This is a genomic window from Micromonospora sp. SYSU B005 (genome assembly GCF_055362685.1).
Map to the genome: position 1 here is coordinate 235,109 of NZ_JAXCFU010000009.1, position 25,202 is coordinate 260,310.

Here is a 25,202-nt window from a genome sequence, read left to right on the forward strand (position 1 = left end):
GCTCACTCCTGCTCGGCCAGCGGGCGGCCGTCGAAGTCGACAGCCGAGTAGAGCGCGAGCTTCTCCAGGCGGTGGTACGAGTCGATCACCCGGATCGTGCCGCTCTTGGAGCGCATCACGATCGACTGGGTGTACGCCCCGCCGGAGCGGTACCGCACGCCGCGCAGCAGGTCACCGGAGGTGACACCGGTCGCCACGAAGAAGCAGTTGTCGCCGGTGACCAGGTCGTCGGTGAACAGCACCCGGTCCAGGTCGTGCCCGGCGTCCAGCGCCTTGCGGCGCTCGTCGTCGTCCTTCGGCCAGAGCTTGGCCTGCAACATGCCGCCCATGCACTTGAGCGCGCACGCGGCGGTGATGCCCTCCGGGGTGCCGCCGATGCCCATCAGCACGTCCACGTCCGACTCGCCGCGGGCCGCCGCGATGGCGCCCGCGATGTCTCCGTCGGAGATGAACCGGATCCCGGCACCGGTACGCCGGATCTGCTTGACCAGGTCGTCGTGGCGCGACCGGTCCAGCACGCACACGGTCACCTCGGCGGCGTCGGTGCCCTTGACCTTGGCGATCCGGTTGATGTTCTCGGCCACCCCGGCGTTGATGTCCACCACGTCGGCGTACATCGGGCCGACCGCCAGCTTCTCCATGTAGAAGACCGCGCTCGGGTCGAACATCGCGCCGCGCTCGGCCACCGCGAGCACCGCCAGCGCGTTCGGCATGCCCTTGCTCATCAGCGTGGTGCCGTCGATCGGGTCAACCGCCACGTCCACCTCGGGGCCGGTCCCGTCGCCGACCTCCTCGCCGTTGAACAGCATCGGGGCGTTGTCCTTCTCGCCCTCGCCGATCACCACGACGCCGCGCATCGGGATCGAGTTGATCAGCTTTCGCATGGCGTCGACAGCTGCGCCGTCGCCGCCCTCCTTGTCGCCCCGGCCGACCCAGCGGCCGGCGGCCATCGCCGCGGCCTCGGTGACCCGGACCAGATCGAGGGCGAGGTTGCGGTCGAGATCCTGGGGCGTCCGCGTCCTGGTGGTTGTCATGGCGGCCTCCTCGCGACGTTGCGGGGTGGGACCGGCGGCCACCGCCGCCGGTTTTGTCGCTGATCCTCACACGATCTCAGGTTCGCCGTCCCGGCGGGGCGGAGGAGGCCAGGATCACGTCACCCGGTGGGCTGCGACAATGGCCCTGTGGAAGCCGCACAGCCTGCCGACCGCACACCGACCGACGCCACCCCGCCGGAGGGCCAGCCGCCGGTCCGACCGGACGGCGGCCCGGCCCCGTCCGAGGGGCAGCCCGCGCTGGTCGAGCCGGCTGCCGCGGCCGGCGAGCCCGCGCCCGCCGAGCCCGCCCCGGCGGCGGGCAAGGCCCGGTCCGAGCGGTCGCCGAAGGACATGGCGCTGTCCCTGCTGATCCTGCTTGTCCCGATCGCGCTGCTGCTCGCCTTCTACCGGGGCTTCCTCGGCGGCGATTCGCCGGTGACAGTCGACCCGGCGCCCGCGCTGGAGCAGGCCCGCTCCGCGAACGTCTTCCCGGTCAGCGAGCCGACCGGGCTGGGCGACGACTGGCGTACGGTGAACGCCCGCTTCCGGACCGAGCCGGACGGTTCGACGCTGCGGATCGGGTACGTGACCCCGGAGGGCCGGGGCGCGCAGCTCGTGGAGAGCAACGTCCCGGCGGAGAAGCTCCTGCCGGCCGAGCTGACCGAGGGGCAGCCGCAGGGCGCTGCCGACCTGCCCGGCGGGCTGAGCTGGCAGCGTTACACCGCACGCGGCAACGAGCAGGCGCTCGTCCTGCTGGAGCCGAACCGCACGGTGATCGTGGTCGGTGACGCGGGCGAGACGGAGCTGCGCAAGCTCGCCACGTCGCTGCGCTGACGTCCTCCCTCCGGGTGAGGCGGGATTGCGGATCCCCGCTTCCGGGAACAGAAGGGACATCGAGCCCGGACGACCCACCTGGAGAGGTTGACGTGAAGATACGACGCTTCAGCGCCACCGCGTTCGCCGCGGCGCTGCTCATTCCCGGCCTGGCGGCCTGCAACGGCAACGGGACGACGTCCGACGCCTCCGCGACCCCGAGCGCCTCCGGCAGCGTCGCACCGAGCGCCACGGCGTCCAGCAGCGCGGCCAAGCAGGCCCTGCTCGACTCCACGAACGCGATCCGCGAGGGGAACTTCAAGTTCTCCATGACCGGCGCGGGCTCCACCGCCGAAGGGCAGGTGCACGAGCCGAGCCAGAGCGCCGACATGCGGATGACCATCGGCGACCCGTCGTCGGACCTGATGATGAAGCTGGACCTCATCCACGCGAAGCCGGACAGCTGGGTCAAGCTGGAACTCGGCGGCACCGCCGCCGCGCAGATCCCCGGCGTGAAGAACCTCAACACCGGCAAGTACCACCACCTCGACCAGAACCGGATCAAGGGCAACCGGGCGCTGGGCTTCGACTTCGAGAAGCTCGACCCGGCCGGCAGCGCCGTCCTCACCCAGGGCGTCACCGAGGTGCGGCAGACCGGCGAGGGCGCGTACGAGGGCACCGTCGACGTGTCGAAGGCCGCCCAGGCGGGTTCGCTCGACCCGGCCGTGATCACCGCGCTCGGGGCACAGGCCCAGTCGGTGCCGTTCACCGCCAAGGTCGACACGCAGGGCCGGCTCAGCGAGATGGTGCTCAAGATCCCGGCCGCCGGGCAGAGCGCCGCGCAGGACCTGAAGATCACCTACACCGACTACGGCAACGCGGCGCCGGCCCAGAAGCCCTCGGCCGACCAGGTCGTCGAGGCGCCCGCCGAGCTGTACAACCTGTTCAACTGACGTCTGCGGTGGGGTTCGGCTGGCGCGCCGAACCCCACCGTCAGTCCTCGGCGCGCTGGCGGGCGGCGTCGATGCGGGCGCGCGCGCCGTCCAGCCAGCGCTGGCACACCCCGGCGAGCTGCTCGCCGCGCTCCCAGAGGGCCAGCGACTCCTCCAGCGAGGTGCCGCCCGCCTCCAGCTTCTCCACCACCGAGGCCAGTTCGGCGCGGGCCTGCTCGTAGCTGAGCTGTTCGTCCTGCTTCGTCCCGGTCATCGTCTCTCTTCCCTCACCCGTCGACGGTCGCGGTCAGCTCGCCCTCGGCGAGGCGTACCCGGAGTGGATCGCCCTTGGCGACCTCGGAGGCCGCGCGGACGACGTGGCCGTCGGCGCGCTGCACGATCGCGTAGCCGCGCTCCAGCGTCGCCGCCGGGGACAGCGCGCGCAGCCGGGCCAGCGTGTGCCGCAGGTCGTCGGTGGCGCCCCGCAGCCGGTGCTCCAGGGACCGCCCGGCGCGGTCGCGCAGCGCGGACACGTCCACCGCGCGCTGCTCGACCATCACCTGCGGCCGGGCCAGCACCGGGCGGGAGCGCAGCAGGTCGATCCGGTGCTGCTCCCGGTCGACCAGGTGACGCACCGCCCGTTCCAGCCGGGACCGGGCCTGGCCGATCAGGCGGACCTCCTCGGTCAGGTCCGGCACGATGCGCTTCGCCGCGTCGGTCGGGGTGGAGGCGCGCACGTCGGCCACGTAGTCGAGCAGTGGCGCGTCCGTCTCGTGGCCGATCGCGCTGACCACCGGCGTGCGGCAGGCGAAGACCGCCCGGCACAGCGCCTCGTCGGAGAAGGGCAGCAGATCCTCGATGCCGCCGCCGCCGCGGGCGATGACGATCACGTCGACGGCCGGGTCGGCGTCGAGCACCTTCAGCGCGCCGACGATGTCGGGCACCGCGCTCGGCCCCTGCACCGCCACGTTGATCGTGCGGAAGTCGACGGCGGGCCAGCGGCGGCGGGCGTTCGTCAGCACGTCCCGCTCGGCCGCCGAGGCGCGGCCGGTGATCAGGCCGACCCGGCCCGGCAGGAACGGCAGCCGCCGTTTGCGGGACCGGTCGAACAGGCCCTCGGCGGCGAGCAGCTTCTTGAGCTTCTCCAGCCGGGCCAGCAGCTCACCGAGGCCGACCTGGCGGATCTCGTCGGCGCGCAGGCTGAGCGTGCCCCGCGCGGCGTAGAACTCCGGTTTGGCGTGCAGCACCACCCGGGCGCCCTCGCGCAGCTCCGGCGCACCCGCGTCCAGCACGTCCCGGTTTGTGGTGACGGTGAGGCTGAGATCGGCCGACGGGTCGCGCAGCGTGAGGAAGACGGTGCTCGCGCCCGGGCGACGGCTGATCTGCGCCACCTGGCCGTCGACCCACACCCAGCCCAGGCGGGCGATCCAGGCGCCGACCTTCTGGCTGACCACCCGGACCGGCCACGGCTCCTCAGCCGTGCTCCGTCCGTCCGGGCTGCTCCGCCCGTCCGGCGCCCCCCGGCCGTCCTCTCCCGCGCTCACCCGCCCACCCTACGGCCCGGGACCGACAGCGCCCGCGCGCGCCTCGCGGCCGCTGCCGTGCGGGAGGACGGCACGTACGATGGGCGGGTGACTGACGCTGAGACGACTCCCCGGACCGGCAAGCGCGTGCTCCTGGCCAACCCCCGCGGCTACTGCGCGGGCGTGGACCGGGCGGTGCAGACCGTCGAGGAGGCGCTGAAGCTCTACGGCGCGCCGATCTACGTGCGCAAGCAGATCGTGCACAACAAGCACGTGGTGCGCACGCTGGAGGCCCAGGGGGCGATCTTCGTGGAGGAGAACGAGGAGGTGCCGGAGGGCGCCACCGTCATCTTCTCCGCCCACGGCGTGGCCCCAGAGGTCTACGAGCAGGCCAAGCAGCGCTCGCTGCGGGCGATCGACGCCACCTGCCCGCTGGTCACGAAGGTGCACCACGAGGCCCGGCGGTTCGCCGCGCAGGACTACGACATCCTGCTCATCGGGCACGAGGGGCACGAGGAGGTCATCGGCACCGCCGGTGAGGCTCCCGCCCACATCCAGCTCGTCGACGGCCCGGACGGCGTCGACAAGGTCACCGTGCGCGACCCGGAGAAGGTGGTCTGGCTGTCCCAGACCACGCTGTCGGTGGACGAGACGCTGGAGACCGTGGCCCGGCTCAAGAAGCGGCTGCCGCTGCTCCAGTCACCGCCCAGCGACGACATCTGCTACGCCACCTCCAACCGCCAGCACGTGGTCAAGGAGATCGCCCCCGAGTGCGACGTGGTGATCGTGGTCGGCTCGCGCAACTCCTCGAACTCGGTCCGGCTGGTCGAGGTGGCGCTCGACGCCGGAGCCCGCGCCGGCTACCTGGTCGACTTCGCGCACGAGATCGAGGACGCCTGGCTGACCGGCGCGAGCACGGTGGGTGTGACCTCCGGCGCGAGCGTGCCCGACGAGCTGGTCCAGCAGGTGCTCGCGCACCTGGCCGAGCGCGGCTTCGGCGACGTCGAGGAGATCACCACCGCCGACGAGCGGCTGACGTTCTCGCTGCCGCAGGAGCTCAAGCGCGACATGAAGGCCGCCGCCGCGGCCCGCGGCTGACCGGGAACGGATCGACCGGCCGCCGCGTCCAACCGACCATGAAGACTCCTCGTACGGTGCTCGTCGCACTGCTCGCCGGCCTCGCGCTGACCGCCTGCGCCGCACCCGGCGACGGGTCCGCCGATTCCAGCCCGAGCCCGAGCCCGAGTACGACGGGAGCCGCCCCCGTGACCAGCCAGCCCGACCCCGGTACGAGCCCGAAGCGTCCCGGCCCCTCCTGGAAGGGCGGCCCGTCGACCCCGCCGGGGGTCGGCGGCACCGTCATCAGCGGCACCGTGCAGGCCGGCGTCGAGCCGAACTGCCTGCTGCTCGACGGCCACCTGCTCGTCGGCGGGCCGCGCGACGTGCTCAAGGCCGGTGCCAAGGTCGAGGTCACCGGCCGTCCCGAGCCCGGCATGATGACCACCTGCCAGCAGGGCACCCCGTTCGTGGTCGAGTCCGCCCGCCGCGCCTGACCTCGCTACTGAAGTCCCGGCCGGCAGGCCGCCAGAGCGTCGAACCATCTGTTGTCAGACTGGGCGGCTCTGCGTCACCTGCCGGGCGTCGTCCAGCCCTGGACGTCTCCACAGCGTCAGAACGGCAATCGTGAGAAGCACAGCGCCGATCCATGCACCGAGCCGCAGAAACACGAATCCAAATCCAAGCCAGACCGGGATCGGCTCCGCCGGCGCGCTGAGGGCCTGGCCAAGGGCCAATGCGCTCACGGCCGCGGCCGGTAGCAACGCGACGCTGCCGGTGATGAAAAGCACCACGACCGGCTGGCTTTCAGCGGCCGGCCGACGCCGCATGTGATGTGCGATGCCGGCGATCATCCACCAGCCCGCAATCGCCCCCAACGCCGCACCGGCCAGGGCCGCGGGCGACGCCAGCGCGGGGGCGGTGCGAGTTACCGAGGCTTGAACGCCCACGCGATCAGCGTCGACGACGCCCTGTGAGCCCATTTCGATCCGCCAACCATCGCGATACGCCACGAAGGTCGGGCAGCATGTCTCGTCCAGGACGGGCCCGACGTCCCATCCCGCCTGCCGCAGCGGATCGCGGGCGTCGTTGACGGCAGAGACTGCGGCGGACCGGTCCGGCCAGGTGCTCAACCAGCTCACTGAGCCGGGACGGTAGCCGTCGGTCCCGAGTAGTAGATCTTTCCAACCTCGCTCGGCGTCCGGAGCGAAGACCGCCTCGAGCCGATGAGGTCCCTCGGAGTTTGCCGGCAGAGCCGGTGCGATCATCCTTTGCGCTTCCCCGTCGGTCGGCAGCGCAGGCGCGGTCTGCCAGGTCAAGAAAGACAGGAAGGAAGCCGCGGCGACGGCGCAGAGCAAGGCCGCCACGAATGCCGCCGAAAGCTCCCACCTTCCCCGAACAGCCAGCTTCTCACGGGCCGTGCCGATCAACGCCGCGACCACCCGTCGTGGCCGAGCTGATGGCGATCGGGTCATGATTTCCCCTTAAGCGGTGCTGCGGACGCGGTCAGGGCGGTGCTCACCTTAACACCCTGAGCCCATTGAAATGCGGTTGAGAATTAATGGAGATGAAATGAATTGGTGCGGGCGCTTGACGCCCGCACCAATTCATTTCACGCTTTGGTTCGCTTAGTAGATCCAGACACCGTTGTAGATGCGGATCCAGCTTCCCTTACCGTAGAACCATCCACGGTAGAAGATGCGATGGGTGGTCGACCTGAAGCAGTCGGTGTCGCGCCAGCCGAAGTAGGAATTCGAGCTCTTTCCGCTGGGAAGGTTGCCGTACGGCCCGGTCACCGAGCATGAGGTGTGGCTCGACGAATCGCGGCTCAGGTTGAGCGTCTTTCCGCTCCGGTTGTGCACGACCCCACAGAACACGTTGCACGAAGTGCCGTTGGTGCAGTCCGGTGGCGGTGCGAGGGTTCTGAACGCGCCACCGCCCTCCTCGCAGTCCAGCGATGGGATGGCCAGCTTCGCCTCGGCCACGTCGAGGTCGAGCCCTGCGGCGTCGATCTCTTCCTGAGTCGTGCCGAGCTCGACGATGATGATGGTTTCCTCTGGCTCGTCAGCCCATGCTGCGCCGCTGTTCGGAAGAGTCAGGCCGCCAATTGAAATGGCCAGCGCACCCAATGTCGCCAACAATGCGCGACGGATTCCCCGCATGTGCACCTCGTTATCTGGAAGGGGTGTTGCGGACACCATACATAGACATCGAAGTATCGGCAAGTATCTAAGGTTGGCCCGGCTGAACTGCCTTAATGTCCGTTATGTCAAAGGGGGCATCGCGCATTTCGGCAGTCTGAGAGAATACGGTCTGTCCCGACTCGGACGGGCAGGCGGAGCTGCCGCATGCGCTTTGACGAGCCGCGCTGTGGCTCAGAATTCGTGGTGGCGAAGTTCGGGTGCCTGCGGCTGCCTCGGCGCCAGCTCGACCTGCGCCGGCGCGGCCAGCTCGTCGTCGGAGACACCCAGCTCGGCCAGCTTGCGGGCGCTGACGAGCACTCGCGCCTCCAGCGACCCCACCGCCCGGTTGTACGCCGTCACCGCCCCGCTCAGCGAACTGCCGAGCTTGCCCACGTGATCGCCCAGAGTGGACAGCCGCCCGTACAGCTCGCGGGCCAGCGAATGGACGGTCGCGGCGTTACGCGCCAGCGCCTCCTGCCGCCACGAGTAGGCCACCGTGCGCAGCAGCGCCACCAGCGTGGCCGGCGTGGCGAGCACCACGTTGCGGGCGAACGCGTGCTCCAGCAGGGACGGGTCGCGTTGCAGCGCCACGTCGAGGAACGGGTCCGCCGGCACGAACAACACCACGAACTCGGGCGTCTGGTCGAACGCCGACCAGTAGGACTTGGCCGCCAGGCCGTCCACGTGCGCGCGCAGGTGCCGGGCGTGCGCGTCCAGGTGGGTGTCGCGCCCCCGCTCGTCGCGCGCCTCCATCGCGGTCAGGTACGCGTCGAACGGCGCCTTCGCGTCCACCACCACCGTCCGGCCGCCGTGCAGGCGCACCACCAGGTCGGGGCGTACCCCCTGGTGGTCGGTCGCGGCGGTGACCTGCTCGCTGAAGTCGCAGTGTTCGAGCATGCCGGCGGCCTCGACGATCCGGCGGAGCTGGTGCTCGCCCCAGCGGCCGCGTACCTGCGGCGCGCGCAGCGCGGCGACCAGCTGCTTGGTCTCGGTGCGCAGCTCGCCGGAGACGGCGCTCATGGACCGCACCTGCTCGCGCAGCTCGGCGTACGCGTCCACCCGGTCCCGCTCCAGCTCCGCCACCCGCTGCTCGTAGCGGCGCAGGGTGTCGTGCAGCGGCGCCACCGCGCGGGCGACCGCCTCCTGGGACTGCGCCGTCGCCTCGTAGCTGAGCGCCCGCATCGACTGCTCCAGCCGGCCCTCACCGGCCTGGGTGGCGGCGAGCGTCGCCTCCAGGCGGGCGATGTCGGCCGCCGCGCGCGCCCGCGCGGCCAGCCAGCCCACCGCGCCGCCCGCGGCGAGGCAGAGCACCACCACGGCCAGCGTCGCAAAGCTCATGGCCAAGAGCTTGCCAAACGGGTACGACGAGCGCCCGGTGGGTACGTTCGAGTCATGGAGTTCGCGTTGTGGCTGGTCCTGATCCTGCTGCTCGGAGGTGCGTTCGTGTTCTGGCGGAGGGGCAGCAGATCGCGCCGGTCGAACGAGCTGGCCGACGCCCGCGCCGAGGCGCAGCGCTGGTGGGAGCGGCTCGGCGGCCAGCTGATGAACCTGCACGGCGACGCCCCGGCGGTCCGGCAGGCGCTCGCCGACGCCGGTGAGCGCTACAACGCGGCCGGTTCGCAGCTCGAGCAGGCCACCACGCCGCGCCAGTTCGGGCTGGCCCGGGAGACCGCGCTGGAAGGGCTGGCGTACATCCGGGCGGCGCGGACCGCGATGGGCATCGACCCGGGCCCCGAGCTGCCGCCGCTCGCCGCCGCCCAGGGTACCGGCGCGCTGACCAAGGAGCGCCAGGTCGACGTGCAGGGGCAGACGTTCCGGGCCGGCCCGCAGCCGGGGAACGCGACGCCCTACTACTACCCGGGTGGCCGGTTCCAGGGGCGGCCGGTGCCGGCCGGCTGGTACTCCACGCCCTGGTGGAAGACCGCGCTCGGCGCGGGCGTCGGTGTGGTCGGCGGCCTCCTGATCGCGGACGCGCTGTTCTCGCCCGCGTTCGCCGACCCCGGGTACGACGCCGGTTACCAGGAGGGCTTCGGCGACGGCCAGGACTTCGGCGACCAGGGCGACATGGGTGGCGGCGACGCGGGCGGCGGTGGTGACTACGCCGGTGGCGACTTCGGCGGCGGCGGGGACTACGGCGGCGGTGACTTCGGTGGCGGTGACTTCGGTGGTGACTTCGGCGGCGGCGACTTCTAGCCGACGCCGCCCCGCGCGGCGGGCGCTGCTCGCGACGCGCCGCGCGCAGGCGTTAAGAAGGGCCCCCTCTTATGCACGAGGCGTTAAGAGGGGGCCCTTCCTTACACGTCAGCCGGTGTTGCGCATGCCGGCGGCGATGCCGTTGACGGTGGTCAGCAGCGCCCGCTCCAGCGCCGTACCGTCGTTCGGGGCCCGCCGCCCACCCGGCGCGGTCGCCACCGCTCGCCCGGCGGCGCCGGATTCGCGGTACTGCCGCAGCAACGCCACCTGGAGGTGGTGCAGCGGCTCCAGGTAGGTGTCCCGCACGGCGAGCGTGCGCTGGAGCACCGGCGAGTTGTCCAGCAGCGCCGGTGCGGCGGTGACCGCGAGCACCTCCTGCTTGGTCAGCTCGTACTCCTGCTCGATCTTGTCGAAGATCGGGTGCAGCTTCTTCGGCACCAGCGTCTCGACGTACCGCCGGGCGATCGTCAGGTCGGTCTTGGTCAGCATCATCTCGACGTTCGACAGGAACGTGCGGAAGAAGTGCCAGTTCCGGTTCATCTCGGCGAGCACGTCGGCCAGCCCGGCCGCCCGCGCGGCGGCCAATCCGGAGCCCACACCGAACCAGCCCGGCACGATCTGCCGGGTCTGCGTCCAGCCGAACACCCACGGGATGGCCCGCAGGCCGGACAGGCCGGCGCCGGTGTTCGGGCGCTTCGCCGGCCGGGAACCGATGTTCAGCGCGCCGAGCAGCTCGGTCGGTGTGGAGGCCCAGAAGTACGCGGGCAGGTCCGGGTCCTCGACCAGCGACCGGTACGACCGGAACGCGGACTCCGACACCACGTCCATCGCCGCGTCCCAGCGCTCCAGCATCTCGGCCGGCTGCCGGGGCGCGGTGTGCAGCAGCGTGGCCTGGAGCACCGCCGCCACTGTCAGTTCCAGGTTCTCCCGGGCCAGCGCCGGCAGCGTGTACTTGTCGGAGATGACCTCGCCCTGCTCGGTCACCTTGATCGCGCCGTCCAGCGTGCCGTACGGCTGGGCCAGGATCGCGTCGTGCGTGGGGCCGCCCCCACGGCCGACGGTGCCGCCCCGGCCGTGGAACAACCGCAGGTGTACGCCGTGCCGCGCGGCCACGTCCCGCAGCGCGCGCTGCGCCCGGTGGATGGACCACTGGCTGGTGGTGATGCCCGCCTCCTTGTTGGAGTCGGAGTAGCCGAGCATCACCTCCTGCACGTCGCCCCGGGCCGCCACGAGCGCCCGGTACGCGGGCAGCGACAGCAGCTCGTCCAGCAGCTCACCGCCGGCGTTCAGTTCGGCCGGGGTCTCCAGCAGCGGCACGATGCCGATGCGGGCCCGCCCGGAGTGCACGTCCACCAGGCCGGCCTCGCGGGCCAGCACCACGGCGGCGAGCACGTCGTCCACGCCGAGCGTCATCGAGATGATGTACGACTCGATCACTTCGGGGCCGAACCGGTCCTGCGCCTCGCGGATCGCCGCGAACACGTCGAACGTCTTGCGGGCCGACTCGGTGAGCGGGCTGTCCTGGGTGGAGAGCGGCCGGCGGCCGGTCAGCTCGTCGGCGAGCAGCTTGGTGCGTTCCAGCCGGGACAGCGCCGGGTAGTCGGACACCTCGCCGACCGCCTCGTAGAGCTGGGCCAGCACCTCGTGGTGCTTCTCCGCGTGCTCCCGGATGTCCATGGTGGCCAGGTGCAGGCCGAACGCGGACACCGTACGGATGGTCGAGGCCAGCCGCCCGACGGCGGTGAGCTGGCCGGAGTTGCGGGCCAGCGACGCGCGCAGCAGTTCCAGGTCGGCGATCAGCTCGGACGAGCCCCGGTAGTCGCGCCCCGGCACGTGCGGGGTGTCGGCGCGCAGCCGCTCCCGGGTGTTGGCGAGCTTCGCCTTCACGCACCGCGCCTTGAGCCGGTACGGCTCCTCCGCGTTGACCCGGCGGAACCGGGGCGCCACCTCTGGTAGCGCGTCCAGGTCCTTGGCCAGGCTGGCGGACAGGTCGAGCGACACCGCACGCAGCCGCCGGGACACGCTGACCTCGGTGATCAGCTCGTCCATCGCCTTCTCGGTGGCGGCGATGCCGTGCTCGTGCTGGATGCGCAGCACCTCGCGGGTGACCACCGGGGTGACGAACGGGTTGCCGTCGCGGTCGCCGCCGATCCAGGTGCCGAAGCTCAGCGGGCGGGACGTCGGTGACGTCTCCACGCCGAGCGTGCGCAGCGTGTCGGCGAGGTCGTCGAGGACCTGCGGCGCGGCCTCGGCGTACAGGTCGCGCAGGTAGTAGATCGCGTTGCGCGCCTCGTCGGTCGGATCCGGCCGGTCCAGCCGCAGCTCGTCGGTCTGCCACATGAGATCGAGCAGTTCGGCCAGGCGGCGGTTCGCCGGGCCCTCGTCGCTGGCGCCGTAGAGGATCGCGTTCGCGGTCTCGGTGTCCAGCTCGTCGGCCACCGCGCGCAGCTTGGACAGGATGGACCGGCGGGCCGCCTCGGTCGGGTGGGCGGTGAAGACCGGGCGTACGGCCAGCCGGCGGGCCGCGGCGGCGATCTCCTCGGCCGGTACGCCCCGCTCGGCGATCATCTTGGCCGCCTGGTCCAGCCAGCCGCCGTGGGTCGCGCGGCGGCGGCGCAGGTCCCGGGCGCGGTGCACCTGCTCGGTGATGTTCGCCAGGTGGAAGTAGGTGGAGAAGGCGCGGGCCAGCTTCGTGCCGGTGGTGACGTCGAGCCCGGCGAGGCGCTGGGCGGCGGCCGGCGCGTCGGAGCGGACCTGGGCGCGGATCTCCTCGACCAGGTCGAGCAGCGGGCGGCCCTCCTGCCGGGCGAGGGTCTGCCCGAGCAGCGTGCCGAGGCGGCGGATGTCGGCCCGGAGAGCGGCGTCGGGGCCGTCGTGGTCGTGCTGGTCGGTCACGGTTGCGCTCCTTACGCGAGGACGAAGGACAGCGCTGTCCGACTCCTCTGGATGGTATCCGCGCGGCCCCGGCGGACAGGAGGGGGACGGCGTGATGATCTGCACTCTGGGACGGCCCGCCGGTCAGCCCCGCTCGACGGCGTGCCGTCCCGGCGCAGGTCGCCGGCGGGCGCGGAACATCGTCGCGGTGAGCAGACCGGCCAGGCCGGCGGCCACCCAGATCAGCAGCCCGGCCAGTGCCCAGCCGCCGCCACGCCAGTCGAAGTAGATCGCCGACTTGAACAGGTCGGTGGCGAGGCCTGGCACGTTCCAGCGGTGCATCCCGCGCAGGAACGGCGGCAGGAACTCGGGCGCGTAGATGCCGCCGGAGCCGGGGTTGCCGAGCACCACGAGCAGCAGGATCACGATGCCGGTGCCGAGCAGCCCGAGCCAGCCCTGGACGGCGGCGGCGACCATCCCGGCCGCGAACGCGGCGAGCGCGCCGACCGCCGCCACCGTCGCCACCTGATCGGGGAACACGCCGAGCACCGGCCCGACGAGGATCGCCCCGATGACGCCGAGCAGGATCGCGTGCACCGCGAGCGTGGCGATCCGCAGCCCGGCCCGGCGCAGGTCGCGCGGGCTGGTCCCGAGTGAGATGCCGAGCGCCGTGGACGCCAGGTAGCCGCCGAGCACCACGCCGACGGCCAGGTAGAACGGGACCAGGCCGCGCGGGTCGTCGGCGGAGACCGGCACGTCGTCGGTGACCTCCAGTGGCACCCCGGCCTGCCGGGCCGCCTCGGTGAACACGTCGGTGACGAGTTCGGTGGCGGCGGGCGCGCCCGCGCTGGCGGTGGCGAGCGTCAGGCCGCCGCCCGGGGCGGAGCTGAGCACCGCGTACACCGATCTGTCGGTGAGGCCGTCCTGGGCGGCGCCGCGGCTGTCGTACCCGACGGGTTTGATCGTGTCGGTGCGGGCGCGGACGGCGGACATCACGGCCTGGGCCTGCTGGTCGCTCGTGACCACGGCGACCGGCACGTCACGCGGGTCCGGCTTGTGCAGCGCGCCGACGTAGGCGGCGATGAACGCGCTCGCCAGCGCCAGGGTGCCGAGGATCAGCGCCGCCGTGCGGGGCAGCCAGTCCCGGGTACGCAGCTCCGGCTCGTCGTCCACGGCCACAGCCTATTGCGGGCATATGCCCGGCTCATGGGGTTTCGCCTGGTGAAAACCGGTGGCCCGGGCCGGTAGCGTCGGACCATGCAGGCACCCGTCTATCCCGCCAAACCGCAGCCCGGCGACCGGGTCGCGGTCGTGTCACCCTCCGCCGGCCTGCCGGGTCTCTTCCCCCATGTGTACGAGCTGGGCCTGCGCCGGCTCCGCGACGAGATGGGTCTGGAACCGGTGGAGTACCCGACCACCCGCGTCATGGGCGCCGACCCGCGTGACCGGGCGCGTGACCTGACCGCCGCGTTCGCCGACCCGACGATCACCGCCGTGCTGGCGACGGTCGGCGGGGACGACCTGATCACCGTCACCCCGTACCTGGACGACGAGGTGTTGCGGGCGAACCCGAAGCCGTACTTCGGCTACTCGGACAACACCAACGTGCTCAACCACCTGTACCGGCTGGGTGTCGTCGGCTACCACGGCGGCTCCGTGCTGGTGCACCTCGGGCGCTCCGGAAAGCCGCACCCGCTCACGCTCGACTCGCTGCGCGCCGCGCTGTTCACCACCGGCTGGTACGAGCTGACCGCCGCGACTGAGTGGGGCGACGAGCCGCGCGACTGGCGCGACCCGGCCACGCTGGCCGAGGAACCGCCGATGTACCCGTCCGAGGGCTGGCGCTGGCACGGCCCGGCCCGGGTGGTGCAGGGCCGGACGTGGGGCGGCAATCTGGAGATCCTGCACTGGCTGATGGCGACCGACCGCGTTCCGCGCGCGGCCGACCTGGCCGGCTCGGTACTGGTGCTGGAGACGTCGGAGGAGATGCCGCCCGCGCAGGAGGTATTCCGGATCGTGCGCAACATGGGCGAGCGGGGTCTGCTCGCCGCCGTCCCGGCGATCGTGGTGGGCCGCCCCAAGGCGTGGGACTTCGACCGGCCGCACACGGTCGCGCAGCGGCTGGCCTGGGCCGCCGACCAGCGGGCGGCGATCCTGTCGGCACTCGCCCCCTACGCCGGCGACCCGGTGGTGGTCTTCGACGTCGACCTGGGCCACACCGACCCGCAGGTGATCATCCCGTACGGCGGCGAGATCCGGGTGGACGCGGTGGAGCGCCGCATCGCCGTGCGCTACTGACCCGCCTTCACCCGCCGCCTCACCCCTCGGTTGGCGGCGTGGGCGACGCAGGCAAGATCCACTCCGTTTCGCCGAGGTGGCGGCATTGGAGGGCGTTGAACCCCGCCATTTCGGGGAAGTGGAGTGGATCTTGCATGCGAGGATCAGACGATCGCGAAGGCGCGGACCGGGAACGTGCCCATCCCGGCCACCCGCGGCGGTGCGGCGGTGAACCGGAAGCCGGTCGGAGGCAGGGCGTCCAGGCCGGTCAGGTGCTCCACGATCGGGATGCCGGCGGCCAGCAGACCGGTGTGCGCCGGGCGCTGACCCGCTGCCGCCGGAGTCATGTCGTCGATGTTGATCGAGTCGATGCCGACGAGCGCCGCGCCCGCCTCGGCCAGCCACTGCGCGCCGTCACCGGTCAGGTAGGGCGCCTCCGGAGCGGCGTACGCGTCGGTGCCGAAGTGCGCGTCCCAGCCGGTGTGCAGCAGCACCGCGCACCCGGCCACGTCGTACGGGGCGAGCATCAGCCGGTCCACCGCCCGCGTACCGGCCGGCACGCGTACCACCAGGCCGGGCAGGTCGGCGAGGCGGTCCAGCGGCATTCCGGTCAGGTCCGGGCCGTCGGCGAAGCGGTGCGACGGCGTGTCCACGTACGTGCCGGTGTTGGCGATCATGTCGATCCGCGCGACGTGGAACTCGACACCGGGCGCGTACCGGCCACGGGACTCCTCCCGGGTCAGCCAGTCGGTGACCTTCGGGGCGGGCCAGCCGGGCAGCGTGACCATGCCGTCGGTGACCACGTGACTCAGTTCGACGAGCTTCCGCCCGCCGCCGGCCGGTGCGGCCACCCCACGCCCGCCCTTGTGCGGCTCCTCGACGACGGTCCGGTTGACGATCCGTACCTCGCCGACCATGAGCAGCCCCAGGTGCCGGACCAGCAGCGCGGCCACCTCGTCGTCGGTGACGTCCGGGTGCGGCACGTCCAGCCGGAACCCGTCGGTGCGCAGACCACCGCCGTTGGAGAAAAGCACCTCGGCGTCGAAGACCGTCCGATACTCGACCATCCGCCCACCGCACCACGCCCGGTCGCCGCCGGTCAAGATCGAAGATCGGGCGGACCCGGATCGTCGGTGGAGAGGGATAGGCTCGAACGGTGCACCCCCCGTCCGGCTGGACGCGGGGTCGTCGTCGTGTGTCGATCCGCTGGAAGTGATCACTGATGCTCACCGGACTCTTCTCCGCCGCCCTGGCCGACCCGGGGCTGGCCCGGGCGCGTGACCTGGCGCGCTCCGGTGCCGCGCAGGTCGACGGGCTCGACCTCACCGCCCCGGCCGCGCTGCGCCCGTTCGCTGTGGCAGCGGTCGCCGCCGACGAGCCGGCCGGCGGCGCGGGCCGCCCCGTACTCGCGGTCACCGCCACCACCCGCGAGGCCGACGACCTGGCCTCCGCGCTGGGCAGCCTGCTGCCGCCGGAGCAGGTGGCGGTCTTCCCGTCCTGGGAGACGCTGCCGCACGAGCGCCTGTCGCCCCGATCCGACACGGTCGGGCGGCGCCTCGCCGTGCTGCGCCGCCTCGCCCACCCGGACGCCGCCGACGCGCACGGCCGCACCGGGCCGCTGCGGGTCGTCGTCGCGCCGGTCCGGTCACTGCTCCAGCCGCAGCTCAAGGGCCTCGGCGACCTGGAGCCCGTCCAGCTCGCCGCCGGGGACGAGGCCGACCTGGAGGAGGTGGCCCGCCGGCTCACCGACATGGCGTACGCCCGGGTCGACCTGGTCACCAAGCGCGGCGAGTTCGCCGTCCGCGGCGGCATCCTGGACGTCTTCCCGCCCACCGACGAGCACCCGTCCCGGGTCGAGTTCTGGGGCGACGAGGTGGAGGAGATCCGCACCTTCGCGGTCGCCGACCAGCGCACCATCGAGGGCGTCGCGCAGCTCTGGGCGCCGCCGTGCCGGGAGCTGCTGCTGACCCCGGCGGTGCGGGAGCGGGCCGCCGCGCTCGCCGCCGAGCACCCCGAGCTGGCCGAGATCCTGGACAAGCTGGCCGAGGGCATCCCGGTCGAGGGCATGGAGTCGCTCGCTCCCGCGCTGATCGGCGCCGACGCGCTGGAACTGCTCGTCGACTGCATGCCGGCCGGCACCCACGTACTCCTCTGCGACCCCGAGCGCATCCGCACCCGCGCGCACGACCTGGTCCGTACCTCGGAGGAGTTCCTCCAGGCCAGCTGGGCCGCGGCCGCCGTCGGCGGCCAGGCCCCGGTCGACCTCGGCGCCGCCGCCTTCAAGACCCTGGCCGAGGTACGCACGGCAGCCCGCGCCCTGCGCCAGCCCTGGTGGACGCTCGCGCCGTTCGGCCTGGTCGAGGCGGACGCGGCACCGGCCCGGCAGCCCTGGGAGGACGAGCCCGCCGAGGTCGACGTCACCCCCGACGACGCCATCGCGGTGAGCCTGGCCGCCCAGCCGGCGCCGCTCTACCACGGCGAGACCGCCCGGGTGGTCGACGACCTGTTGCGCTGGGCCGGCGAGGGCTGGTCGATCGCGCTCGTCTTCGAGGGGCACGGCCCCGCCCAGCGGGCCGTCGAGGTGCTCCGCGACGCCGGTCTCGGCGCCCGGCTCACCGAGGAGGTGCCCGCCGCGCCCGCGCCGGGCGAGCTGCTCGTGTCGTGCGGCTGCCTGACCGCCGGGTTCGTCGACGAGGCGTCGAAGTTCGTCCTGCTCACCGGCAACGACGTCACCGGCGGCCGGGGCACCTCCACCCGCGACATGCGGAAGATGCCCAGCCGGCGGCGTAACACCATCGACCCGCTGGAGCTGAAGGCCGGCGACTACGTCGTGCACGAGCAGCACGGCATCGGCCGGTACGTCGAGCTGGTGCAGCGCACGGTGAACGGCGCCAGCCGCGAATACCTGGTCATCGAGTACGCGCCGAGCAAGCGTGGCCAGCCCGGCGACCGCCTCTTCGTCCCCACCGACCAGCTCGACCAGCTCTCCCGCTACGTCGGCGGCGAGCAGCCCACGCTGCACAAGATGGGCGGCTCGGACTGGCAGAAGTCCAAGGCCCGGGCCCGCAAGGCGGTCCGCGAGATCGCCGCGCAGCTCATCCAGCTCTACGCGGCGCGCAAGGCGTCGAAGGGGCACAACTTCGGCCCCGACACCCCGTGGCAGCGCGAGCTGGAGGACGCGTTCCCCTGGCAGGAGACGCCCGACCAGCTGGCCGCCATCGAGGAGGTCAAGCGGGACATGGAACAGACCGTCCCGATGGACCGGCTGATCTGCGGCGACGTCGGCTACGGCAAGACCGAGATCGCGGTACGGGCGGCGTTCAAGGCGGTGCAGGACGGCAAGCAGGTGGCCGTGCTGGTGCCGACCACGCTGCTGGTGCAGCAGCACTACAACACGTTCGCCGAGCGGATGAGCCAGTTCCCGGTGTCGATCCGGCAGCTGTCCCGGTTCCAGACGCCGAAGGAGACCGAGCAGACGCTGGAGATGGTCGCCGCCGGCACCGTCGACATCGTCATCGGCACCCACCGGCTGCTCCAGGCATCCACCCGGTTCAAGCAGCTCGGGCTGGTCATCATCGACGAGGAGCAGCGGTTCGGCGTCGAGCACAAGGAGCACCTGAAGACGCTGCGCGCATCCGTCGACGTGCTCGCCATGTCGGCCACCCCGATCCCGCGGACGCTGGAGATGGCGATCACCGGCATCCGGGAGATGTCCACCATCGCCACCCCGCCGGAGGAGCGGCACCCGGTGCTCACGTTCGTCGGGGCGTACGACGACCGGCAGGTGGCCGCCTCCATCCACCGTGAGCTGCTGCGCGACGGTCAGGTCTTCTACCTGCACAACCGGGTCGAGTCGATCGAGAAGACGGCACGCAAGCTCCGGGAGTTGGTGCCGGAGGCACGGGTCGCGGTGGCGCACGGCCAGATGGGCGAGGAGGCGCTGGAGAAGGTGATGGTCGGCTTCTGGGAGAAGGAGTTCGACGTCCTGGTCTGCACCACGATCGTCGAGTCCGGCATCGACATCCCGAACGCCAACACGCTCATCGTCGAGCGGGCCGACCTGCTCGGCCTGGCCCAGCTGCACCAGATCCGCGGCCGGGTCGGCCGGGGCCGGGAGCGGGCGTACGCGTACTTCCTCTACCCGCCGGAGAAGCCGCTCACCGAGAACGCGCACGAGCGGCTGGCGACCATCGCCCAGCACACCGAACTCGGCGCCGGCATGTACGTGGCGATGAAGGACCTGGAGATCCGCGGTGCCGGCAACCTGCTCGGCGGCGAGCAGTCCGGCCACATCGAGGGCGTCGGCTTCGACCTGTACGTGCGGATGGTCGGCGAGGCGGTGTCCGCCTTCAAGGGCGAGAGCATCGAGGAGGAGACGGAGGTCAAGGTCGACCTGCCGATCGACGCGCACCTGCCGCACGACTACGTGGCGGTGGAGCGGCTGCGCCTGGAGATGTACCGCAAGCTCGCCGAGGCCCGCGACTCCGAACGTCTGCGCGAGGTGGTCGCCGAGATGACCGACCGGTACGGCGAGCCGCCCGCGCCGGTGCAGAACCTGGTCGCGGTGGCGCGGTTCCGGCTGCTGGCCCGCCGCTACGGGCTGACCGACGTGTCGATGCAGGGCAAGCACATCCGGTTCGGCCCGCTGCCGTTGCCCGACTCGAAGCAGATGCGGCTCAAGCGTTACCACCCGGACTCGGTCTACAAGCAGGCGCTCGACCAGGTCAGCGTGCCCCGGCCGAGCACCCGGCGGATCGGCGGCGAGCCGTTGCGCGACCAGGCGCTGCTGGAGTGGTGCGGTCAGCTCCTGGCCGACGTCCTCGGCAAGCCCGAGGAGTTCGCCGGTGTCGCCCGGTCCGGGGCGGGTGCGCGATGAGGTGGGCGGAGTCACAGGCCGGTACTCGGCGTGAGAGAGTGACCCTCATGCGTGCTCGCCGTTCCCTCGTCGCTGTCAGCGTCGCGGCCCTCGCCGCGTTCTCCCTCGCCGCCTGTGGCCGATCCGCCCCGGACGTCGCCGCGTACGTCGGCGACACCCGCTACTCCGTCGACCGGGTCGACGCGATCTACGAGGACGCGCAGCGGCAGTACGCGGACGCCGTCCGTAGCCAGGCCCCGCAGACGCCGTCGCCGGCGGAGCTGCGGTCCTCGGTGACCCGGCAGGACGTGCTGAACCTGCTGGTCGCGATCGACCTGGGCAAGCGTGTGGCGGCCGAGAAGGGCCTCCAGGTCACCGACCAGATCTCCCCGGAGCAGATCCAGCAGGCGCTCCGCATGCCGGCGACCACCGAGTACACGAAGCTGTGGGGCGAGTGGGTCGACCTCTCCGGCACGCTCCAGCAGAGCCTGCCCCCGGCCGACCTCAGCGACGAGTCCCTGATGGCCGTCTACCACGCCCTTGAGAAGACCGGGGCGATCCAGCCGGGCCTGAGCGTCGACCAGGTCCGGCAGGCGTTCGGCGAGGCCGGCTTCGTCCGCACCGCCACCGCGCTCAGCAGCGCGCTGCAGGAGCAGGCCGACAAGTCGGATGTCCGCGTCAACCCCCGGTTCGGCGTGACCGGTGTGCCGTCGCTCGTGAACACCGGCCAGTCGTTCGTCTTCTACTCCCTGCCGTACGTCGGCAAGGACGGCCCGGTCACCGACATCTCCACGCCCGAGGCGCCGGCCTCCGGCTCCCCGGCCCCCGGAGCCGCATGACCGCGCGGATCGTCCTGCTCGTCACCTCACCACGGCTGCCCGCCGGCCTGCTGACCTCGGCCGCCTGGGACGCCGTACGCTCCGCGCCGGTCCTCGCCGGTGCGGAGAGCGAGCTGACCCGGGCGGTCCGTACGGCCGGCGCCGAGGTGAGCGTGGTGACCGAGGGCGCGACCCAGTCGCTGCTCGACGCGGCCGCCGCGCACGGCGGGGCGGTGTGGCTGGCCGGCCCGGCCGGCGACGAGGCGCTGGCCCGTGAGCTGGGGCTGCGGCTTGCCCGCGAGCCCGGGCTGGCCGAGCTGGAGCTGATGTACGGCTCGTGGGATCCACCAGGCGCCCGGCTGCTCGACGCGGTCGAGGTGATGGACCGGCTGGCCTCCCCTGGTGGCGACCCGTGGAAGCGGGCGCAGACCCACCGCAGCCTGGCCGGTTTCCTGCTGGAGGAGTGCTACGAGGCGTACGACGCGATCAGCGCCGACGACACCGACGCGCTCCGCGAGGAACTGGGCGACGTGCTGCTTCAGGTGCTGCTGCACGCCCGGCTGGCGGAGAACCTGCCGGAGGGCGAGAGCTGGACCGTCGACGACGTCGCGGGCACCCTGGTCGACAAGATGGTGCGACGCAACCCGCACGTGTTCTCCGGTGAGCCGGCCGGTTCGATCGAGGAGATCGAGGCGAACTGGGAGCGGATCAAGCGGGCCGAGAAGACCCGTGAGTCGGTGCTCGACGGCATCGCGCTGAGCCAGCCCGCGCTGTCGCTGGCCGCGAAGATCCTGGACCGGGCCGGCCGGGTCGGCCTCGCCGTACCGCCCCCGCTGGCCGAGTCGCAGGTGGACCCGGAGGCCCGGCTCGGCGCGAGCCTGCTGGCCACAGTCGCCGCGGCCCGTCAGGCCGGTATCGACCCCGAGGCCGCCCTGCGGCGGGCCACCTTGGCGTACGCCGAAGCAGTCAGAGCCGCCGAACGCCCCACCCCCACCAACCCCGCCTGACGCCCCCTCCCCCCTCCCCTCTCACGGCGATCTTGCACTTTCGGCCCAGGCTGTGCCGTAAATGCCCCATCTGCCCGGGCGCAAAGTGCAAGATCGCCGAGTCGACTGGTCGGCTTTGCTCGGCCGCGGCCCTCCCGGCAGTCGAGATTCGCTGTCCGCATCCCGGGGTGAGGCGCGCACGCGGCCGGCACCCAGGTGCCGGCCTTCCGGGCGGACTCGCGGTGGTGATCAAGGGGTTTGGGTCGCGGGGCGGGAGGGTGGGCGGGGTGATCGGTAGGGTCGGGGGATGGAGTCGTTCGTGCCGCTGGCGGAGCGGATCGTGGAGGCGTTGCTGGAGAGCCGGCCCGGGCTGGCCACCTCCGTCGGAGACCACCGCTACGACGATCGGCTGCCCGACCTCTCCGCCGACGCCCTTGCCGCGGACCAGGCGATGCTCAAGGACGCGGCCGACGCGCTCGCCGAGATCGACCCGGACGCGCTCGACCCGGCGGAGAGCGTCGACCACGCGCTGCTCACCAGCCTCGTCGACCGAGGACTGTTCGAGGCCACCGAGATCCGCGGCCACGAATGGGATCCGCTGCGCCACAATCCGGGGCCGCTGCTGCACGCCCTGCTGGCCCGTCCCTTCGCCCCGGCCGAGGAGCGCCTGACCAGTCTCGCCGGGCGTCTGTCGGCCGTACCCGACGCGCTGTCGACGGCGCGCGCGACGCTGCGGGACATGCCGCGGGTCCACGCGGAGACGGCGGTCGGGCAGTTCGCCGGTACGGCGGCGCTGATCCGCGACGAGGTACCCGGCCTGCTGGCGGAGGCGCCGGCGATGCACGACCGGGTCGGCCCGGCGGCCACCGAGGCGATCGCCGCGCTGGAGGAGTTCGTGGCCTGGCTGCGGCAGGGCCTGGCCGCCGACGCCGGCCCGGGGCGTGACCCGCGGCTGGGCCGGCGGCGGTGGGAGGCGCGGCTGTGGCACACGCTCGACACCGAGCTGAGCGCCGCCGAGGTGCAGCGCCGCGCCTGGGCGAACCTCGACCGGGTCACCGAGGAGATCCGCGCGGCGTCGGTCGAGCTGGTCGGTGGTCCGGCCGACGACGAGACGGTACGCCGGGCGCTGGACCTGCTCGCCGCCGAGCACCCGGACGACGCCACGATCGTCGATCTCGCCTCGGTCACGCTCGACGAGGCGAGTGACTTCGTCCGCCACCACGACCTGGTCAGCATGGTCGGCGACCCGTGCGTGATCCAGGAGATGCCGGAGTTCGCGCGGGGCGTGGCGGTGGCCTACTGCGACTCGCCGGGCCCGCTGGAGACGGCCGACGTACCGACGTTCTACTGCATCTCGCCCACCCCGTCGGACTGGCCGGCGCAGCGGGTCGAGTCGTTCTACCGCGAGTACAACGACCACATGATCCGCAACCTGACCGTGCACGAGGCGATGCCCGGTCACTTCCTCCAGCTCGCGCACGCCCGCCGCTACGACGGTCCGACCCGGGTACGCGCGCTCACCGAGTCGGGTGTGTTCGTCGAGGGCTGGGCGGTCTACGCGGAGGAGCTGATGGCCGGGCTCGGCTTCGGCGGGCTGCCGGTGCGGTTGCAGCAGCTCAAGATGCAGCTCCGGATGACCATCAACGCGCTGCTGGACCAGCTCGTGCACTGCGACGACCTGCCCGAGTCGGAGGCGATGGCGCTGATGACCGGGCGCGGTTTCCAGGAGGAGGGCGAGGCGGCCGGCAAGTGGCGGCGGGCGCTGCTCACCTCGACGCAGCTCTCCACGTACTTCGTCGGTTACAGCGAGATGGCCGACATCGCGGCCGCCCGGCCGGACGGTGTGCCGCTGCGCGACTGGCACGACGCGATGCTGGCGTACGACTGCCCGCCGCCGCGCCACCTGCGCACGCTGCTGGGGGTGTGAGGCTCACCGCCGGCGGCGACCCGCCTGCGGTCACCGCCGGGCGGCGACCGCGTCGATCAGCCAGCGCGACAGGGAGTACGCGGGCGGCAGCTCGGCGGGCAGCGCATCCACCGGGAACCAGCGCGCCTCGGTCAGCTCGGTGCCGTCGACGACGGGTTCGGCGGCCGGGTCGGTCACCTCGGCGGTGAACCCGGCGAGCAGCGTGCCGGGCCCGGACAGCGCCCACGGCTGGCTGTCCACGTAGACCGGTCGCCGCAGCGTCAGGCCGACCTCCTCGGCGACCTCGCGGTGTACCGCCGCCTCCAGCGACTCGCCCGCCTCGACGAACCCGGCGACGAGCGCCCACAACTCGCTCGGCCCCTGCGTGTGGCGGACCAGCAGCAGTTCGCCGGGGCCGTCGGCCGCCCCGGGGCGGGTGATCGCGGTCAGCACCGCGACGGACAGGGGCAGGAACGAGGTGAGCCCGCAGTCCGGGCAGCGCCGTGCGGTCTCGCCCGGCACGTCGGTCAGCTCGGCCCGGCACGCCCCGCACCACCTGTGGGTACGTCGCCAGGTGACCACGGCGAGCGCCCGCCCGGCGAGATCCGCCCGGGGTGCGGGCAGCTCGGCGGCGAGGCCGCGCCAGCCGCGCCACCGGCCGGGCAGCGACTCCGGATCGGTCACCTCGGCCGCCCACGCCGGGACGCCGTCGAGCGTGCCGACCGGGATCCAGGCGAGGTCGCCGGGCAGTCCGCCGATGCGCAGCGGCTGCTCGTCCGGGCCGGTCAGCAGCTTCCGGCCGGCCACCGGCAGCGCCAGGTCGTCCGGTCGCGGCGGCTGCCCGTGATCCGCCGCGGGCCGGAACCCGGGCGTGGTCACGACGTGGACGGGCGGCGGTCCACCACACCGGCGCCGGCCGGAACCGCGAACGCGGCGGCCTCGACGCTCTCGGTGTAGCGGCTCAGCGTCACCTCGGCGGGCTTGCCGTCGAGCGTGCCGGAGAAGCTGCCGAGGACGCCCTCGTTCGTCACGCAGGCGGTGAAGCGTTCCCCGTCGTGGGTGACGTCGACGCAGGTGGCGTGGTGGCCGGCGAGCGTGGTGTCGCTCTGCTCGATGACCGCCTCCGGCGCCAGCGCCGCGTCGGTGAGCAGCCGGATCACCGCGGGTGGCGTGACCAGGCCCTGCTTGCGCGCCTCGTCGTAGACGATCACCGACGGCTTGCCGGCGGTGAGCACCGGTGGCGAGACGGTGCAGGAGGTACGGGCGGCGGTGCTGGCGCACCGGGTCACCGACTCCTGGGTCACGGTGATCTTGCCACCGGGCCAGGTGTACGTGGACCGCAGCGGCTTCTTGGTCTGCGCGATCGAGGCGGTCCGGCCGCCGTCGAGCTGGTAGTCGGCGGCCCAGGTCTGCTCCAGCGCCCGGTCCATCCGCGCGGCGAGGTCGTTGACCAGGTCGGCGCGACCGAGTGCGACGTTCGCGTCGTCCAGGGCCTGACAGCCGGTGACCGAGAGCGACGCGATGACCGAGGCGGCGAGCACGCGGAGAGTCGTCGAGGCGGCAGGCATGATGCCCAGCCTTGTCGATCGACGCAACGTCTCGCAAACCGGTTGCCGGTTGACGACCGGTAATCCGGGAATGTCCGTCTCAGCAAGCGCCTCGGGGGCCGCCCCGAGCGGGGTACGGCAGGGCGGGGACCGATACGCTGCGTTCAACACCTGCCTCAGCCGCACCGTCGCGGCCCATACGGAC

At 72.5% G+C, this 25,202-nt stretch carries 21 protein-coding genes; 10 read left to right on the plus strand and 11 right to left on the minus strand.

The window, feature by feature from the left end; genetic code table 11:
• Positions 1-2: 2 nt before the first annotated feature.
• Complete coding sequence (gene glpX, locus SM452_RS21605; RefSeq protein ID WP_262012534.1) at positions 3-1,034, minus strand: class II fructose-bisphosphatase; 1,032 nt, start codon at positions 1,032-1,034, stop codon at positions 3-5.
• 147 nt (positions 1,035-1,181) lie between these two features.
• On the opposite strand from glpX, the gene SM452_RS21610 reads away from it, so the two are divergent.
• Both SM452_RS21610 and SM452_RS21615 read left to right on the plus strand, forming a co-directional pair.
• Entirely contained in the window at positions 1,182-1,868 is a 687-nt protein-coding gene (locus SM452_RS21610) for a DUF4245 domain-containing protein (RefSeq protein ID WP_366625736.1), read from the plus strand.
• Between the two features lie 92 nt (positions 1,869-1,960).
• Positions 1,961-2,800 (plus strand): hypothetical protein, encoded by an 840-nt coding sequence (locus SM452_RS21615; RefSeq protein WP_463840559.1) that lies wholly within the window; start codon positions 1,961-1,963, stop codon positions 2,798-2,800.
• Positions 2,801-2,840: 40 nt separating this feature from the next.
• On the opposite strand, the gene SM452_RS21620 is transcribed toward SM452_RS21615, so the two are convergent.
• Together SM452_RS21620 and xseA are read right to left on the minus strand one after the other, a co-directional pair.
• The gene (locus SM452_RS21620) at positions 2,841-3,053 is read right to left on the minus strand and encodes an exodeoxyribonuclease VII small subunit (protein WP_120571616.1); all 213 of its coding nucleotides are present in this window, start codon (positions 3,051-3,053) and stop codon (positions 2,841-2,843) included.
• Positions 3,054-3,066: 13 nt separating this feature from the next.
• Positions 3,067-4,323, minus strand: a complete 1,257-nt coding sequence (xseA, locus tag SM452_RS21625; RefSeq protein WP_194798573.1) for an exodeoxyribonuclease VII large subunit — start codon at positions 4,321-4,323, stop codon at positions 3,067-3,069.
• Between the two features lie 87 nt (positions 4,324-4,410).
• Between xseA and SM452_RS21630 the strand changes: the two genes are divergently transcribed.
• Both SM452_RS21630 and SM452_RS21635 read left to right on the plus strand, forming a co-directional pair.
• Positions 4,411-5,400, plus strand: a complete 990-nt coding sequence (locus SM452_RS21630) for a 4-hydroxy-3-methylbut-2-enyl diphosphate reductase (protein WP_262012530.1) — start codon at positions 4,411-4,413, stop codon at positions 5,398-5,400.
• A 38-nt stretch (positions 5,401-5,438) separates the two neighbouring features.
• Entirely contained in the window at positions 5,439-5,855 is a 417-nt protein-coding gene (locus SM452_RS21635) for a hypothetical protein (RefSeq protein ID WP_355506653.1), read from the plus strand.
• Between the two features lie 54 nt (positions 5,856-5,909).
• Here SM452_RS21635 and SM452_RS21640 read toward each other — a convergent pair whose 3' ends face one another.
• The 3 genes from SM452_RS21640 to SM452_RS21650 form a co-directional block, all read right to left on the minus strand.
• Positions 5,910-6,833, minus strand: coding sequence for a hypothetical protein (locus SM452_RS21640; RefSeq protein ID WP_355506651.1), 924 nt, complete (start codon positions 6,831-6,833; stop codon positions 5,910-5,912).
• Positions 6,834-6,986: 153 nt separating this feature from the next.
• Complete coding sequence (locus SM452_RS21645) at positions 6,987-7,520, minus strand: hypothetical protein (RefSeq protein ID WP_318332402.1); 534 nt, start codon at positions 7,518-7,520, stop codon at positions 6,987-6,989.
• Between the two features lie 213 nt (positions 7,521-7,733).
• The gene (locus tag SM452_RS21650; RefSeq protein WP_318332403.1) at positions 7,734-8,879 is read right to left on the minus strand and encodes a DNA recombination protein RmuC; all 1,146 of its coding nucleotides are present in this window, start codon (positions 8,877-8,879) and stop codon (positions 7,734-7,736) included.
• A gap of 54 nt (positions 8,880-8,933) precedes the next feature.
• Between SM452_RS21650 and SM452_RS21655 the strand changes: the two genes are divergently transcribed.
• Positions 8,934-9,734: a hypothetical protein gene (locus tag SM452_RS21655; RefSeq protein ID WP_355506648.1), complete on the plus strand. Its 801-nt coding sequence runs from the start codon at positions 8,934-8,936 to the stop codon at positions 9,732-9,734.
• Between the two features lie 108 nt (positions 9,735-9,842).
• Here the strand turns inward: SM452_RS21655 and ppc are convergent, their stop codons facing one another.
• Together ppc and SM452_RS21665 are read right to left on the minus strand one after the other, a co-directional pair.
• Positions 9,843-12,629, minus strand: coding sequence for a phosphoenolpyruvate carboxylase (ppc, locus tag SM452_RS21660; protein WP_262012525.1), 2,787 nt, complete (start codon positions 12,627-12,629; stop codon positions 9,843-9,845).
• 123 nt (positions 12,630-12,752) lie between these two features.
• Complete coding sequence (locus SM452_RS21665) at positions 12,753-13,781, minus strand: ABC-2 transporter permease (protein WP_463840560.1); 1,029 nt, start codon at positions 13,779-13,781, stop codon at positions 12,753-12,755.
• Positions 13,782-13,865: 84 nt separating this feature from the next.
• Here SM452_RS21665 and SM452_RS21670 point away from each other — a divergent pair, with 84 nt between their 5' ends.
• Entirely contained in the window at positions 13,866-14,906 is a 1,041-nt protein-coding gene (locus tag SM452_RS21670; protein ID WP_463840561.1) for a S66 family peptidase, read from the plus strand.
• A gap of 143 nt (positions 14,907-15,049) precedes the next feature.
• On the opposite strand, the gene SM452_RS21675 is transcribed toward SM452_RS21670, so the two are convergent.
• Positions 15,050-15,952, minus strand: a complete 903-nt coding sequence (locus tag SM452_RS21675; protein ID WP_355506640.1) for a cyclase family protein — start codon at positions 15,950-15,952, stop codon at positions 15,050-15,052.
• 155 nt (positions 15,953-16,107) lie between these two features.
• On the opposite strand from SM452_RS21675, the gene mfd reads away from it, so the two are divergent.
• The 4 genes from mfd (at position 16,108) to SM452_RS21695 (ending at position 23,471) form a co-directional block, all read left to right on the plus strand.
• Positions 16,108-19,761 carry a transcription-repair coupling factor gene (gene mfd, locus SM452_RS21680; protein WP_463840562.1) on the plus strand — a complete coding sequence of 1,218 codons (3,654 nt, stop codon included), beginning with the start codon at positions 16,108-16,110 and terminating at the stop codon, positions 19,759-19,761.
• A gap of 47 nt (positions 19,762-19,808) precedes the next feature.
• Entirely contained in the window at positions 19,809-20,579 is a 771-nt protein-coding gene (locus SM452_RS21685) for a SurA N-terminal domain-containing protein (protein ID WP_357207936.1), read from the plus strand.
• A complete protein-coding gene (locus SM452_RS21690) occupies positions 20,576-21,565 on the plus strand; it encodes a nucleoside triphosphate pyrophosphohydrolase (protein ID WP_357207939.1) in 990 nt (329 codons plus the stop codon). Before SM452_RS21685 ends, SM452_RS21690 begins: the two co-directional genes overlap by 4 nt.
• A gap of 286 nt (positions 21,566-21,851) precedes the next feature.
• Positions 21,852-23,471 carry a DUF885 domain-containing protein gene (locus SM452_RS21695; protein ID WP_355506634.1) on the plus strand — a complete coding sequence of 540 codons (1,620 nt, stop codon included), beginning with the start codon at positions 21,852-21,854 and terminating at the stop codon, positions 23,469-23,471.
• 30 nt (positions 23,472-23,501) lie between these two features.
• On the opposite strand, the gene SM452_RS21700 is transcribed toward SM452_RS21695, so the two are convergent.
• Positions 23,502-24,329 carry an NAD(+) diphosphatase gene (locus tag SM452_RS21700; RefSeq protein ID WP_355506632.1) on the minus strand — a complete coding sequence of 276 codons (828 nt, stop codon included), beginning with the start codon at positions 24,327-24,329 and terminating at the stop codon, positions 23,502-23,504.
• Entirely contained in the window at positions 24,326-25,018 is a 693-nt protein-coding gene (locus SM452_RS21705) for a hypothetical protein (RefSeq protein WP_262012515.1), read from the minus strand. The genes SM452_RS21700 and SM452_RS21705 overlap by 4 nt, the downstream gene beginning before the upstream one ends.
• Positions 25,019-25,202: the final 184 nt, after the last annotated feature.